9 protein-coding genes and 1 tRNA gene are annotated in these 14,132 nt (G+C 66.8%); 1 reads left to right on the top strand and 9 read right to left on the bottom strand.

What is annotated here, in order from left to right; all coding sequences use genetic code 11:
- Positions 1-42: 42 nt before the first annotated feature.
- The 9 genes from ABZ840_RS13640 to ABZ840_RS13600 form a co-directional block, all read right to left on the bottom strand.
- Positions 43-3,942 carry a DNA-directed RNA polymerase subunit beta' gene (locus ABZ840_RS13640; RefSeq protein WP_361558811.1) on the bottom strand — a complete coding sequence of 1,300 codons (3,900 nt, stop codon included), beginning with the start codon at positions 3,940-3,942 and terminating at the stop codon, positions 43-45.
- A gap of 96 nt (positions 3,943-4,038) precedes the next feature.
- Complete coding sequence (rpoB, locus tag ABZ840_RS13635) at positions 4,039-7,521, bottom strand: DNA-directed RNA polymerase subunit beta (RefSeq protein WP_361558181.1); 3,483 nt, start codon at positions 7,519-7,521, stop codon at positions 4,039-4,041.
- A 617-nt stretch (positions 7,522-8,138) separates the two neighbouring features.
- Positions 8,139-8,525 carry a 50S ribosomal protein L7/L12 gene (rplL, locus tag ABZ840_RS13630; RefSeq protein ID WP_030262775.1) on the bottom strand — a complete coding sequence of 129 codons (387 nt, stop codon included), beginning with the start codon at positions 8,523-8,525 and terminating at the stop codon, positions 8,139-8,141.
- A gap of 128 nt (positions 8,526-8,653) precedes the next feature.
- A complete protein-coding gene (gene rplJ, locus ABZ840_RS13625) occupies positions 8,654-9,181 on the bottom strand; it encodes a 50S ribosomal protein L10 (protein ID WP_361558178.1) in 528 nt (175 codons plus the stop codon).
- 414 nt (positions 9,182-9,595) lie between these two features.
- Positions 9,596-10,318: a 50S ribosomal protein L1 gene (gene rplA / locus ABZ840_RS13620; RefSeq protein ID WP_031050924.1), complete on the bottom strand. Its 723-nt coding sequence runs from the start codon at positions 10,316-10,318 to the stop codon at positions 9,596-9,598.
- 106 nt (positions 10,319-10,424) lie between these two features.
- The gene (gene rplK, locus ABZ840_RS13615; RefSeq protein ID WP_156726493.1) at positions 10,425-10,859 is read right to left on the bottom strand and encodes a 50S ribosomal protein L11; all 435 of its coding nucleotides are present in this window, start codon (positions 10,857-10,859) and stop codon (positions 10,425-10,427) included.
- 294 nt (positions 10,860-11,153) lie between these two features.
- Entirely contained in the window at positions 11,154-12,023 is an 870-nt protein-coding gene (gene nusG / locus ABZ840_RS13610) for a transcription termination/antitermination protein NusG (protein WP_361558173.1), read from the bottom strand.
- A 73-nt stretch (positions 12,024-12,096) separates the two neighbouring features.
- On the bottom strand, positions 12,097-12,393 hold the full coding sequence (gene secE / locus ABZ840_RS13605; protein WP_030619976.1) for a preprotein translocase subunit SecE: 297 nt from the start codon (positions 12,391-12,393) through the stop codon (positions 12,097-12,099).
- 111 nt (positions 12,394-12,504) lie between these two features.
- Positions 12,505-12,577 (bottom strand) — tRNA-Trp (locus ABZ840_RS13600).
- 182 nt (positions 12,578-12,759) lie between these two features.
- Between ABZ840_RS13600 and ABZ840_RS13595 the strand changes: the two genes are divergently transcribed.
- On the top strand, positions 12,760-13,995 hold the full coding sequence (locus tag ABZ840_RS13595) for a pyridoxal phosphate-dependent aminotransferase (RefSeq protein WP_361558169.1): 1,236 nt from the start codon (positions 12,760-12,762) through the stop codon (positions 13,993-13,995).
- Positions 13,996-14,132 lie beyond the last annotated feature (137 nt).

The raw sequence follows: 14,132 nt of genomic DNA, 5'->3' as shown, positions 1-14,132 counted from the left end.
TTTTATGTTGTGCCTCGCGTGCCGGCCGCCGCCGGCCACCGCTTACTGGTTGTACGGACCGTAGTCGTAGTCCTCCAGCGGGACGGCCTGGCCGGAGCCGGTGCCGAACGGCGAGTAGTCGATGTCGTCGTAGCCGACGGCCGAGTACATCGCGGCCTTGGCCTCCTCGGTCGGCTCGACCCGGATGTTGCGGTAGCGGGACAGGCCCGTACCGGCCGGGATGAGCTTACCGATGATGACGTTCTCCTTGAGGCCGATGAGGCTGTCGGACTTGGCGTTGATCGCCGCATCCGTCAGGACTCGGGTCGTCTCCTGGAAGGAGGCGGCCGACAGCCAGGACTCCGTCGCCAGCGAGGCCTTGGTGATACCCATCAGCTGCGGACGGCCGGAGGCCGGGTGGCCACCCTCCGCCACGACGCGACGGTTCTCGCCCTCGAACTTCGAGCGCTCCACCAGCTCGCCCGGCAGCAGCTCCGCGTCGCCGGACTCGATGATCGTCACGCGGCGCAGCATCTGCCGGATGATGATCTCGATGTGCTTGTCGTGGATCGCCACGCCCTGGCTGTTGTAGACCTTCTGGACCTCGCCGACCAGGTGGACCTGGACCGCACGCTGGCCGAGGATGCGCAGCACGTCGTGCGGGTTGATCGCACCGACGGTCAGCGGCTGGCCGACCGTGACGTGGTCGCCCTCGCCGACCAGCAGACGGGCACGCTTGGAGACGCCGTAGGACGTCTCGTCGCTGCCGTCGTCCGGCGTGACGATGACCTTCTTGGTCTTCTCGGTCTCCTCGATCCGCACGCGGCCGGCGGCCTCGGAGATCGGGGCGACACCCTTGGGCGTACGGGCCTCGAAGAGCTCGACGACTCGCGGCAGACCCAGGGTGATGTCGTCACCCGCCACACCACCGGTGTGGAAGGTACGCATCGTCAGCTGGGTGCCGGGCTCACCGATGGACTGGGCGGCGATGATGCCGACCGCCTCACCGATGTCGACCAGCTTGCCGGTGGCCAGCGAACGGCCGTAGCAGAAGGCACAGGTGCCGACCGCGGACTCACAGGTCAGGACCGAGCGGGTCTTGACCTCCTCGACGCCGTGCGCGACCAGCTGGTCGATGAGCACGTCACCGAGGTCCACGTTGGCCGACGCGATGACCTTGCCGTCCACCACGACGTCCTCGGCGAGCATCCGCGCGTACACGGAGGACTCGACGTCTTCCGCCTTGCGCAGCACGCCGGTGGCGTCCTTGCCGGCGATCCGCAGCTTGAGGCCGCGCTCGGTGCCGCAGTCCTCCTCGCGGATGATGACGTCCTGGGAGACGTCCACGAGACGACGGGTGAGGTAACCCGAGTCGGCGGTACGGAGGGCGGTGTCGGCGAGACCCTTACGGGCACCGTGCGTGGAAATGAAGTACTCCAGCACGGAGAGACCCTCGCGGAACGACGCCTTAATGGGTCGCGGGATGGTCTCGTTCTTCGCGTTCGACACCAGACCACGCATACCGGCGATCTGCCGCATCTGCATCATGTTTCCTCGGGCACCCGAGTCAACCATCATGAAGATGGGGTTCGTCTTGGGGAAGTTCTCGTTCATCGCCTCGGCGACCTCGTTGGTCGCCTTGGTCCAGATGTTGATCAGTTCCTGCGTGCGCTCGTCCTTGGTGATCAGACCGCGCTCGTACTGCTTCTGGACCTTCTCGTCCTGGGCCTCGTAGCCCGCGACGATCTCCTTCTTGGCCTCCGGCACGACGATGTCGGAGACGGCGACGGTGACACCGGAGCGGGTGGCCCAGTGGAAACCGGCCGCCTTCAGGTTGTCCAGGGTCGCCGCGACGATGACCTTCGGGTACCGCTCGGCCAGGTCGTTGACGATCGCGGAGAGCTGCTTCTTGCCCACCGAGTAGTCGACGAACGGGTAGTCCTCGGGCAGCAGCTCGTTGAAGAGCGCGCGGCCCAGGGTCGTCCGCAGGCGGAAGCTGTCACCGGGCTGCCACTCGGGCTCGCCCTCCTCCGGCGCCGGCGGGGTCCAGCCGCGGGGCGGAACCGTGCCGATCGGGAAGCGGATGTCGACCTTCGCCTGGAGCGACAGCTCCTTGGCGTCGAACGCCATGATCGCCTCGGCGACCGAACCGAAGGCCCGGCCCTCACCGATGACCTTGCGCTCCTCCTCGTCGGTGGTGAGGAAGAACAGGCCCAGCACCATGTCCTGGGTCGGCATGGTGACCGGACGGCCGTCGGCCGGCTTGAGGATGTTGTTCGAGGACAGCATCAGGATGCGGGCCTCGGCCTGCGCCTCAGCGGACAGCGGCAGGTGCACGGCCATCTGGTCACCGTCGAAGTCCGCGTTGAACGCGGTGCAGACGAGCGGGTGAATCTGAATGGCCTTGCCCTCGACCAGCTGCGGCTCGAAGGCCTGGATGCCGAGGCGGTGCAGGGTGGGCGCACGGTTCAGCAGAACCGGGTGCTCGGCGATGACCTCTTCGAGGACGTCGTACACGACCGTGCGGCCGCGCTCGACCATCCGCTTCGCCGACTTGATGTTCTGCGCGTGGTTCAGGTCGACCAGGCGCTTCATCACGAACGGCTTGAAGAGCTCCAGCGCCATGGCCTTCGGCAGACCGCACTGGTGCAGCTTCAGCTGCGGGCCGACGACGATGACGGAACGCGCGGAGTAGTCCACACGCTTACCGAGCAGGTTCTGACGGAAACGGCCCTGCTTACCCTTCAGCATGTCGCTGAGGGACTTCAGCGGGCGGTTACCGGGACCGGTGACCGGGCGACCGCGGCGGCCGTTGTCGAACAGCGCGTCGACGGCCTCCTGCAGCATCCGCTTCTCGTTGTTCACGATGATCTCGGGGGCACCGAGGTCGAGGAGACGCTTGAGGCGGTTGTTGCGGTTGATCACACGGCGGTACAGGTCGTTCAGGTCGGAGGTCGCGAAGCGGCCACCGTCCAGCTGCACCATCGGACGCAGGTCCGGCGGGATGACCGGGATGCAGTCGAGCACCATGCCCTTGGGGCTGTTGCTGGTCTGCAGGAACGCGGAGACGACCTTCAGGCGCTTGAGCGCACGGGTCTTCTTCTGGCCCTTGCCGGTACGGATGATCTCGCGGAGGCGCTCGGCCTCCTCCTCCAGGTCGAAGGTCTCCAGGCGCTTCTGCAGCGAAGCGGCACCCATGGAGCCGTCGAAGTACGTGCCGAAGCGGTCACGCAGCTCGCGGTAGAGGAGCTCGTCGCCCTCCAGGTCCTGGACCTTGAGGTTCTTGAAGCGGTTCCAGACCTCGTCCAGGCGGTCGATCTCGCGCTGCGCACGGTCGCGCAGCTGCTTCATCTCACGCTCGGCACCCTCGCGCACCTTGCGGCGCACGTCGGCCTTGGCGCCCTCGGCCTCCAGCTCGGCGAGGTCGGTCTCCAGCTTCTTGGCGCGGGCCTCGAGGTCCGCGTCGCGGCGCTGCTCGATCTGCTGGCGCTCGACGGAGACGTGGGCCTCCAGCGAGGGCAGGTCGCGCGTACGGCGCTCCTCGTCCACCCACGTGATCATGTAGGCGGCGAAGTAGATGACCTTCTCGAGGTCCTTGGGGGCGAGGTCCAGCAGGTAGCCCAGCCGGCTCGGCACGCCCTTGAAGTACCAGATGTGCGTGACGGGGGCGGCCAGCTCGATGTGGCCCATCCGCTCACGGCGCACCTTGGCGCGGGTGACCTCCACGCCACAGCGCTCGCAGATGATGCCCTTGAAACGGACGCGCTTGTACTTACCGCAGTAGCACTCCCAGTCCCGGGTGGGGCCGAAGATCTTCTCGCAGAAGAGGCCGTCCTTCTCGGGCTTGAGGGTGCGGTAGTTGATGGTCTCCGGCTTCTTGACCTCGCCGTGGGACCACTGACGGATGTCGTCAGCGGTGGCAAGGCCGATCCGCAGCTCGTCGAAGAAGTTGACGTCGAGCACTGTCGTCAATCCCTCTTTCAGGGTCGAGTCTCAATCATGGTCTGAGGGGGTCCGGGGTGGGGCCGGGACCTCGCGGGGAGGTCCCGGCCAGACCCGTCAGACCTCTTCGACGCTGCTCGGCTCGCGCCGGGACAGGTCGATACCGAGCTCTTCCGCCGCGCGGAAGACGTCCTCGTCGGTGTCGCGCATCTCGATGGACATGCCGTCCGAGGACAGCACCTCCACGTTCAGGCACAGCGACTGCATTTCCTTGATGAGCACCTTGAAGGACTCGGGAATGCCGGGCTCGGGGATGTTCTCGCCCTTGACGATGGCCTCGTAGACCTTCACGCGGCCGGTCACGTCGTCGGACTTGATCGTCAGCAGCTCCTGGAGGGCGTAAGCGGCGCCGTACGCCTCCAGCGCCCACACCTCCATCTCACCGAAGCGCTGGCCACCGAACTGGGCCTTACCACCCAGCGGCTGCTGGGTGATCATCGAGTACGGACCGGTCGAGCGGGCGTGGAGCTTGTCGTCGACCAGGTGGTGGAGCTTGAGGATGTACATGTACCCGACCGAGATCGGGTCCGGGAACGGCTCGCCGGAGCGGCCGTCGAAGAGCTGCGCCTTGCCGGAGCTCTTGACCATGCGCTCGCCGTCGCGGTTCGGCAGCGTGGAGTCGAAGAGACCCTGCAGCTCGTCCTGGCGGGCACCGTCGAAGACCGGCGTGGCGACGTTGGTCCGCGGCGCGACGTCGTCGGCACCGATGGACTGCAGACGCTGCTGCCACTCCTCGGCACCCTCGACCTTCCAGCCCTGGCTGGCGAGCCAGCCGAGGTGGATCTCCAGGACCTGTCCCGGGTTCATTCGGGACGGGACACCCAGCGGGTTGAGGATGATGTCGACCGGGGTGCCGTCCTCCAGGAACGGCATGTCCTCGACCGGCAGGATCTTCGAGATGACGCCCTTGTTGCCGTGACGGCCGGCGAGCTTGTCACCGTCGGTGATCTTGCGCTTCTGCGCGACGTAGACGCGGACCAGCTGGTTCACGCCCGGGGGCAGCTCGTCGCCCTCCTCGCGGTCGAAGACGCGCACGCCGATGACCTTGCCGGTCTCACCGTGCGGCACCTTCAGCGAGGTGTCGCGGACCTCACGGGCCTTCTCACCGAAGATCGCGCGGAGCAGGCGCTCCTCCGGGGTCAGCTCGGTCTCACCCTTCGGGGTGACCTTACCGACCAGGATGTCGCCGGCGACGACCTCGGCACCGATGCGGATGATGCCGCGCTCGTCGAGGTCGGCGAGGACCTCCTCGGAGACGTTCGGGATGTCCCGGGTGATCTCCTCGGGGCCCAGCTTGGTGTCACGGGCGTCGACCTCGTGCTCCTCGATGTGGATCGAGGAGAGGACGTCGTCCTGCACGAGGCGCTGCGACAGGATGATCGCGTCCTCGTAGTTGTGACCCTCCCACGGCATGAACGCCACGAGCAGGTTCTTGCCGAGCGCCATCTCGCCTTCGTCCGTGGACGGACCGTCGGCGAGGACCTGGCCCTCGATGACCCGCGCGCCCTCGTCCACGACGACCTTCTGGTTGAAGGAGGTGCCCTGGTTGGAGCGGGTGAACTTGGCGACGCGGTACGTGGTGTACGTGCCGTCGTCGTTGGCGACGGTGATGTAGTCCGCGGAGACCTCCTGGACCACACCGTCCTTCTCGGCCTTGATGACGTCACCGGCGTCGACCGCGCAGCGGTACTCCATGCCGGTACCGACCAGCGGGGCCTCGGCCTTGATGAGCGGCACGGCCTGGCGCATCATGTTCGAGCCCATGAGCGCGCGGTTGGCGTCGTCGTGCTCGAGGAACGGAATCATGGCGGTCGCGGCCGACACCATCTGGCGCGGCGAGACGTCCATGAAGTCCACCTCGTCGACGGTGACGAGGTCGGCCTCGCCGCCACGACGGCGGACCAGTACACGCTGCTCGGCGAAGCGCATGTCCTCGGTCAGCGGCGCGTTCGCCTGGGCGATGATGAAGCGGTCTTCCTCATCGGCCGTGAGGTACTTGACCTCTTCGGTGACCTGGCCGTCGACGACCCGGCGGTACGGGGTCTCGATGAAGCCGAAGACGTTCACCCGGCCGTACGAGGCGAGCGAACCGATCAGACCAATGTTGGGACCCTCAGGGGTCTCGATCGGGCACATGCGGCCGTAGTGCGACGGGTGCACGTCACGGACGTCCAGGCCGGCCCGCTCACGGGAGAGACCACCCGGGCCCAGCGCCGACAGACGGCGCTTGTGGGTCAGACCCGACAGCGGGTTGGTCTGGTCCATGAACTGGGACAGCTGGCTGGTGCCGAAGAACTCCTTGATGGAGGCGACGACCGGCCGGATGTTGATCAGGGTCTGCGGCGTGATCGCCTCGACGTCCTGGGTGGTCATGCGCTCACGCACGACGCGCTCCATACGGGCGAGACCCGTACGGACCTGGTTCTGGATCAGCTCGCCGACGTTGCGCAGGCGGCGGTTGCCGAAGTGGTCGATGTCGTCGGTCTCGACGACGATCTCCGTGCCGTTCTCGCCGATCGTCTCGGTCTCGCCGGCGTGCAGCTTCACGAGGTACTTGATCGTGGCGATGATGTCGTCGGTGGTCAGCACACCGGCGTCGAGCGGCTCGTCCCCGCCCAGCTTCTTGTTGACCTTGTAGCGGCCGACCTTCGCGAGGTCGTAGCGCTTCGGGTTGAAGTAGAGGTTCTCCAGCAGCGTCTGCGCGGCCTCACGCGTCGGCGGCTCGCCCGGGCGCAGCTTGCGGTAGATGTCGAGCAGCGCGTCGTCCTGGCCCTGGGTGTGGTCCTTCTCCAGGGTGGCGCGCATGGACTCGTACTCGCCGAACTCCTCAAGGATCTGCTCGGTCGTCCAACCGAGGGCCTTGAGCAGAACGGTGACCGACTGCTTGCGCTTGCGGTCGATGCGGACACCGACCATGTCGCGCTTGTCGATCTCCATCTCCAGCCAGGCACCCCGGGACGGGATGATCTTGGCGGAGAAGATGTCCTTGTCGGACGTCTTGTCGATCTGGCTGTCGAAGTAGACGCCCGGCGAGCGGACCAGCTGCGAGACGACGACACGCTCGGTGCCGTTGATGCAGAAGGTGCCCTTGTTGGTCATGAGCGGGAAGTCGCCCATGAAGACCGTCTGGGACTTGATCTCGCCGGTCTCGTTGTTGGTGAACTCGGCGGTGACGAAGAGCGGAGCCGCGTACGTGAAGTCGCGCTCCTTGCACTCGTCGATGCTGTTCTTCGGGGGCTCGAAGCGGTGGTCGCGGAACGTCAGCGACATCGACCCGGAGAAGTCCTCGATCGGGGAGATCTCTTCGAAGATCTCTTCCAGACCGGACTTGGTGGGGACGTCCTGACCGGACTCCAGCGCAGCCTCGACGCGACCCTTCCATGCGGCGTTGCCGAGCAGCCAGTCGAAGCTTTCGGTCTGCAGCGCAAGGAGGTTCGGAACCCCGAGGGGCTCCTTGATCTTCGCAAAAGAGATGCGCAGCGGGGCGGTGCTGTCGCCGTTGTTCGTATTGGCAGTCGAGGCGTTGCGCGAGGCGGCCAAGAGGGGGTCCTTCCGAGGGCTCGGACTCACTACGCGCGTACCGGTCCCACGTCCGCTCAACGGCCTAGAAATCCCTGGTCAGGGATGTCTGAACCGCAGTGCTGAGATGTGGGTATGCCCCTGGTGACGGGCAGGGAGCAGCTAACAGGCAGCGCAAAGGGTCAGTGTAGCCACTCGGCACACTGATGTCCAGCCCGGGTTTTCGGAGACCGGCTCTGCACCCAATCTCTCCTCCGGAAGGTGACTCCCTCTAAGAGGGATACCCCTCGTTGTAGTTCTTCACGCTCAGCGCCTGTTGCATACCGTGCGCCCCTGGGCGCACATCGATACTGCCCTCTTCGTCGGCGATCCATGCCTCGGACTCCGGATCGCTTCCGACGTCGCGTCCCTGAGAATTGCGCGCCGCGTGCTGTTCGTCAAGGCCCCCCACCCCTGCGAGATCGTCACGGGACACATGGGCCGGACAACGAAGATCACCATACTCGCACGGGAGTGCGCGGCAACCCGGCAAGGACATCGGAACGCCGAAGGGCGACCACCCGCATGGGTGATCGCCCTTGGCACGGGACCCGGTGAGACCGGGGTCCCGGAGGTGTTCAGTCAGCGACTGACAGAGGTCACTTGACCTCGACGGAGGCGCCGGCGCCCTCGAGGGCCTCCTTGGCCTTGTCCGCGGCGTCCTTGGCGACCTTCTCGAGGACCGGCTTCGGGGTGCCGTCGACGAGGTCCTTGGCCTCCTTCAGACCCAGGGAGGTCAGCTCACGCACGACCTTAATGACCTGGATCTTCTTGTCGCCCGCACCGGTGAGGATGACGTCGAACTCGTCCTGCTCCTCAGCGGCCTCGGCGGCCGGGGCGCCCGGGGCACCGGCGGCGGCAACGGCGACCGGGGCGGCAGCCTCGACGTCGAACTTCTCCTCGAAGGCCTTCACGAACTCGGAGAGCTCGATGAGGGTCATCTCCTCGAACTGCGCGAGCAGGTCTTCCTGGCTGAGCTTCGCCATGGTGGCGGTCCTTCCACTAAATCGGCTGGTGCCGGATGTACATGTCGGCGGGCGTACGTCTGGCCCGCTGTGGCCTCCCCGCGCTCAGGCGTGCTGCCTGGGCAGGGGATGCCAATGTGCGAGCCGAATTACTCGGCACCGCCCTGCTCGGCCTTGCTGCGAAGCGCGTCCGCGGTGCGGGCGAACTTCGTGAGCGGGGCCTGGAAGGTCGCCGCGGCCTTGGCCATGGATCCCTTCATGGCGCCCGCCAGCTTGGCGAGCAGAACCTCGCGGGACTCGAGGTCCGCAAGCTTCTTGATGTCGTCAGCGGAGAGTGCCTTCCCCTCGAAGACACCGCCCTTGATGACGAGGTTCTGGTTCTCCTTGGCGAAGTCACGAAGACCCTTCGCCGCCTCGACCGGGTCACCGGTGACGAAGGCGACGGCCGTCGAGCCCACAAGGTGCTCGTCCAGCACGGAGATCCCGGCCTCCTGGGCCGCGATCTTGGTCAGCGTGTTCTTCACCACACGGTACTGAGCGTTGTCACCGAGCGAACGACGCAGCTGCTTGAGCTGCGCAACAGAAAGTCCGGTGTACGCAGTGACGACAGCGGCGTTGGAGTTACGGAACTTGTCCGTGATCTCCTCGACAGCATCGACCTTGTCAGGACTTGCCATGAGCCTCGGCCTCCTTCCGGGTGATGAGGACCGCGCAGAAGGGGCTGGGCAAAACAAACGCCCCGGCGCAGGCGCACGGGGCAGACTCGACCGGAGACATACGTATCCGGGAATTCTTTCCAGCGTCACCTGCGCAGGCCGTCCGCAGCTAGCGGATCCTTCGGCCACCGCACACCCGGATGGGCGCACAGAGACAACCAGCGGTCTTTGGCTTCTCCGTTACGGTACGCGAACCACTCGCGTGCAGGCAAATCACCTCCGTACGGCCGTATCCCCGCGGGCCGCTCCCCGGGGCCACGGCCGGCCCCGGAGCCCCGTACGGGCCGCTCAGGCGCCGTACAAAGGGGCCGGGCCCCACACCTGAGGAACAGGTGCGGGGCCCGGCTCACGCAGTACGCGCGGCTGTCGTCAGGCTCAGACGGCGGCCGGGTCCTCCTCGACGAGGAGGTTGCGGGTGCGGTTGGCGTCCAGCGGAACGCCGGGGCCCATCGTGGTGGTGATGGTGGCCTTCTTGATGTAGCGGCCCTTGGCGGCGGACGGCTTGAGGCGGTTGATCTCCTCGAGCGCCGCGGCGTAGTTCTCCACCAGCTTGGTGTCGTCGAAGGACACCTTGCCGATGATGAAGTGGAGGTTCGCGTGCTTGTCCACGCGGAACTCGATCTTGCCGCCCTTGATGTCGGTGACAGCCTTGGCGACATCCGGGGTGACGGTGCCGGTCTTCGGGTTCGGCATCAGACCACGGGGACCGAGCACGCGGCCGAGGCGGCCGACCTTGCCCATGAGGTCCGGGGTGGCGACGACGGCGTCGAAGTCCAGGCGGCCCTTGGAGACCTCGTCGATGAGCTCGTCCGCGCCGACGATGTCGGCGCCGGCGGCTTCCGCGGCCGCAGCACGGTCGCCGGTCGCGAAGACCAGGACCCGGGCGGTCTTACCGGTGCCGTGCGGGAGGTTCACGGTGCCACGGACCATCTGGTCGGCCTTGCGCGGGTCGACACCCAGACGCATGGCAACCTCGACGGTCGCGTCGAACTTGGCGGACGAGGTGTCCTTGGCGAGACGGACGGCCTCGAGCGGGGCGTACAGACGCTCCCGGTCGATCTTCGCGTCCGCGTTGCGAAGAGTCTTGCTGCGCTTCACTGCTGCTCCTGAATGCAGTTACGCCATGCGGCTCGTGCCGCCTGGCAGGTGGAGTCGTGGTCCGGGCCAGCGCCTGGCCCTGCCACGTTGGTGCTACGAGGCTCGGTCAGCCCTCGACCGTGATGCCCATGGACCGGGCGGTACCCGCGATGATCTTCGACGCGGCGTCCAGGTCGTTGGCGTTCAGGTCTTCCATCTTGGTCTGCGCGATCTCGCGGATCTGCGCCTCGGTGACCTTGGCGACCTTGGTCTTGTGGGGCTCGCCGGAGCCCTTCTCCACGCCCGCGGCCTTCAGGATCATCTTGGCGGCCGGCGGGGTCTTCGTGATGAAGGTGAAGGAGCGGTCCTCGTAGACCGTGATCTCCACCGGCACGACCCAACCGCGCTGCGACTCGGTCGCGGCGTTGTAGGCCTTGCAGAACTCCATGATGTTGACGCCGTGCTGACCCAGCGCGGGGCCGACCGGCGGAGCCGGGTTGGCCGCACCGGCCTGGATCTGGAGCTTGATGAGCCCCGTGACCTTCTTCTTCTTGGGAGGCATGCTCTCTCCGGGTCCTGTTTTCCCGCGCTCGCCTCCGGGCGCTCAAATCCGGTGTCGACGGTCGACCGTGCTCGGGCCCTCGTGCCTCGGCCCCTCCGCGCGCTCTCCCCTTCGACACCGGCGCGCCCTTCGGCTCGCACGGCATGTGAGAGGTGTTTCGCCGCCACCCGGTCATCCGGATGGAGGCATACCGCACAACGATAACGGGTATAGAGGTGCGGCTAAAAACCGAGCAGGTCAGGCCGGTCGCGAGGACCCGCCTGACCTGCTCGGAAGTGCGTGTTCCAGAAGGTGTCAGTTCTTCTGGATCTGGTCGAAGCTCAGCTCGACCGGGGTCTCGCGGCCGAAGATCTCGACGAGACCCTTGACCTTCTTCGAGTCGGCGTTGATCTCGTTGATCGTGGCCTGCAGCGTGGCGAACGGGCCGTCGGTGACGGTGACCGAGTCGCCCACCTCGAAGTCCAGCACCTGGACCTCGACCTTGCGCTGCGGCGCCGGCTTGCCCTCGGCCTCGGCGGCCTCCTTGGCGGCCTTCTCCTCGGCCTCCGGGGCGAGCATCTTGACGATCTCGTCGAGCGTGAGCGGGTACGGGTCGTAGGCGTTGCCCACGAAGCCGGTGACACCCGGGGTGTTGCGGACGACGCCCCAGGACTCGTTCGTCAGGTCCATGCGCACGAGCACGTAGCCCGGGAGCTTGTTCTGACGGACGTTCTTCCGCTCGCCGTTCTTGATCTGGACGATCTCTTCTTCGGGGACCTCGGCCTGGTAGATGAAGTCCTCGACGTTGAGCGAGACGGCGCGCTGCTCCAGGTTGGCCTTCACGCGCTTCTCGTAGCCCGCGTAGGTGTGGATGACGTACCACTCGCCGGGCAGACCGCGCAGCTCGTCGCGGAGCGCAGCGATCGGGTCGACGGGCTCCTCGTCCTCTGCGTCCTCGGCGACCTCTTCGGTGGCCTCGGCCTCGTCCTCGACGTGCACCGCCGCTTCTTCGGCGGGCTCGCCGGCGGCAGCGTCCTCCGCGTCGAGCTCGTCGACGGCGTCGGCGCCCTCGACGATCTCCTGCGGGGTGTCGTCGCCCTCGACCTCGGCCGTGGCCGCCGCGTCGACGTCGGCCGCTGCCGCCGCGACGGGCTCGGCGGGCTCGTTCAGGTTCGGGTCAGACACTGTGGCTGCTTCTTCCTGGCTTCAAGGGGTTGAACATGCGAACGGGCGCCCGCTTCAGGCGCCCATCGCGGGATCAGGCGAAGACGTAATCGACGACTTCTTTGATTCCCAAGTCAATCACGGTTACGAGACCGATGACGATGACTACGAAGACGATCACCACGGTGGTGTACGTCGAAAGCTGATTTCGCGTCGGCCAGACAACCTTGCGGAGCTCCGCGATGATCTGGCGGTAGAACAGTGCGAGCCGGGCGAGAGGGCCCTTCTTGCCGCGCTTGCCGCCGCGGCGGGGCTTCTTCTTGGACTCGGTGGCGTCGTCATCGGAGCGACCACGCTCAGGCATGTCGATGGAGCCCAGGGCGTCCGTCACTCGTCCTCACCTGAATCCGGGTCGTGGCCGTGCCGCGCCCGGTAGAGCCCGCACGGCGGTGCATTGCCTTACGTACGCGTGCACGCACCCTGGTGAATCAAGTGCGTGTAGCAGGGCCGGAGGGACTTGAACCCCCAACCGCTGGTTTTGGAGACCAGTGCTCTACCAATTGAGCTACGACCCTTTGTGGTTCCCCCAACCTACAGCATGCGACCGGCGCAGTGTGTGCGCGGCCGATGACGACCCGTCGGGAGCCAACGGTGGTCGAGTGTACGTGGTCAGCGGCCGGGCGTCGAACGGGAACCTCCGGGACGGCCGGGACAAACCCCTGTGCCGGGCACCCGGCCGGTCTGGGACGATGCAGGTATGAGTGCTGCTACTCCTCCCGCACAGTCCCCTACCGAGCGTCGCGTGTCGGCCCGTGTCGGCGCGATCTCCGAGTCCGCCACGCTGGCCGTGGACGCCAAGGCCAAGGCCCTCAAGGCCGCCGGGCGCCCGGTGATCGGCTTCGGCGCCGGTGAGCCCGACTTCCCGACCCCGGACTACATCGTCGAGGCCGCGGTCGAGGCCTGCCGCAACCCCAAGTTCCACCGCTACACGCCGGCCGGCGGCCTCCCGGAGCTGAAGTCCGCTATCGCCGCGAAGACGCTGCGCGACTCGGGGTACGAGGTCGAGGCCGCCAACATCCTGGTGACCAACGGTGGCAAGCAGGCCATCTACGAGGCGTTCGCGGCGATCCTCGACCCGGGCGACGAGGTCATCGTCCCGGCCCCGTACTGGACCACCTACCCCGAGTCGATCCAGCTCGCGGGCGGTGTCCCGGTCCCGGTCGTGGCCGACGAGACCACCGGCTACCGCGTGAGCGTGGAGCAGCTGGAGGCGGCCCGCACGGAGAACACCAAGGTCGTGCTCTTCGTGTCGCCGTCCAACCCGACCGGCGCGGTCTACAGCCGCGAGCAGGTCGAGGCGATCGGCCGCTGGGCCGCCGAGCACGGCCTGTGGGTCATGACGGACGAGATCTACGAGCACCTCGTCTACGGCGACGCGGAGTTCTCCTCGCTGCCCGTCGTGGTGCCGGAGCTGCGCGACAAGTGCGTCGTCGTCAACGGCGTGGCGAAGACGTACGCGATGACCGGCTGGCGGGTGGGCTGGGTCATCGGCCCCAAGGACGTCATCAAGGCCGCGACCAACCTGCAGTCGCACGCCACGTCGAACGTCTCCAACGTCGCACAGGCCGCCGCCATCGCGGCCGTCTCCGGCGACCTCAAGGCCGTCGACGAGATGAAGGTCGCCTTCGACCGCCGCCGCAAGAAGATCGTGCAGATGCTGAACGAGATCGACGGCATCGTGTGCCCCGAGCCGGAGGGCGCGTTCTACGCGTACCCGTCGGTGAAGGGCCTGCTCGGCAAGGAGATCCGCGGCAGGCGTCCGGAGACCTCCGTGGAGCTGGCCGAGGTCATCCTGGAGGAGGCCGAGGTCGCGGTCGTCCCGGGCGAGGCCTTCGGTACGCCGGGCTACCTGCGCCTCTCGTACGCGCTGGGCGACGAGGACCTCGTCGAGGGCGTGTCGCGCATCCAGAAGCTGCTGGCCGAGGCGAAGTGACACCCCATACGGATTTCCGTGGGTGACCACCTACGGAAATCCGTATGTGACGCGTGAGGCGGCGGGTCCCGGAAGTTGTCCGGGATCCGTCGTTCGTCTGTTCGCGGAACCCTCCGTTCGGGAAGGGGCCTACCGGA

Source organism: Streptomyces sp. NPDC047117 (genome assembly GCF_040643545.1).
Taxonomy (GTDB): Bacteria; Actinomycetota; Actinomycetes; order Streptomycetales; family Streptomycetaceae; genus Streptomyces.
This window is presented reverse-complemented; position numbering and strand designations above follow the sequence as displayed.